This window comes from Salinivibrio sp. MA427 (assembly GCF_001996115.1).
Classification (GTDB): domain Bacteria; phylum Pseudomonadota; class Gammaproteobacteria; order Enterobacterales; family Vibrionaceae; genus Salinivibrio; species Salinivibrio costicola.
Map to the genome: position 1 here is coordinate 1 of NZ_MUFH01000507.1, position 1,039 is coordinate 1,039.

The window sequence follows — 1,039 nt, forward strand, 5'->3', positions numbered from 1 at the left end:
GCTGTCCCCGGTAGCATGCCTAGCTGGCTGACCCAGTAGAAGGTGCGCGTTTTTAAGGGCGTTAACCCCATCACTAGATTAATTAAGAAAAAGGGAAAAATGGGAATGAGGCGTAGCGTGAGCAGATAAAAGCGGCCATCTTTTTCAATGCCACGGTTAATGGCATCTAATTTTTGACCGAAGCGATTTTGTACCCAGTCTTGGAGTAAAAAACGACTGACCAAGAAGGCGAGGGTGGCACCAATAGAGCTGGCGAAAGAGACCAGAATCAGCCCCCACCAAAATCCAAACAATGCGGCGCCCAATAAGCTCGCTACCGCGGCACCGGGGAGTGATAGGGCAGTCATCACAATATAGCCAAGCAAGAAAAATAGGCTGGCTTGGGTAAAATGCTGAACGATGTAATCGTTGAGTATCGCCTGTTGCGCTTTCGCATTGTCGAGCGTGAGCCATTGGCCGAGGTCGAAACTAAACCAGAGCACGACGATGGCAGCAATCACGAGGCCAACAAGAAGTTTTTTTACTGACATATTAGGTCTCGTCGCTAAATTAAAGAGGGCCAGCTATTACTTTAGAGTACTTTTGTGCACGTTTGGCAACTAACTGGCTGATTTATCGGTTGCATCAGCGAACTGTGCTGTCGATCTTACCTCTGACAAGACCGTATCGATCGCTAAAAACTTTCAGTTAAACGAAAAATCGCCAATAAAATCAAAAAAACGTCGATTAATCCCCACGAACTAGAGTCGACGGAAAGAAAAGCACACTCGATAAGATGATGACGCAAAAGGGAGGGCATAGAGACATGTCAACGAGTWAATAGAATAAAGCGACACCGCCAGAAGGCGGTGTTGAACGCAAACATTGCTCACAGGAAAATTAGTAAGTCATACAGAGGCGACTGTGAGAGGTTATTTTTCTAAGTGTTGTAATAATTCTTGACGGCGTTGGGGTGGCACTACCGACCAGTGTTTACCGGTAATCGCCCCTTCTAACGACCACAAAAGCTCGAGACTTAATTGTGTTTCATGAGCAGATC

2 protein-coding genes are annotated in these 1,039 nt (G+C 46.3%); both read right to left on the reverse strand.

The features are described from left to right. The coding region (locus BZG79_RS15950) for a TVP38/TMEM64 family protein (protein WP_199878106.1) at positions 1-530 on the reverse strand (530 nt) is incomplete at its 3' end. A 381-nt stretch (positions 531-911) separates the two neighbouring features. Then, positions 912-1,039 (reverse strand): TfoX/Sxy family DNA transformation protein (locus BZG79_RS15955; RefSeq protein WP_199878107.1); only part of this gene is annotated, 128 nt, incomplete at its 5' end.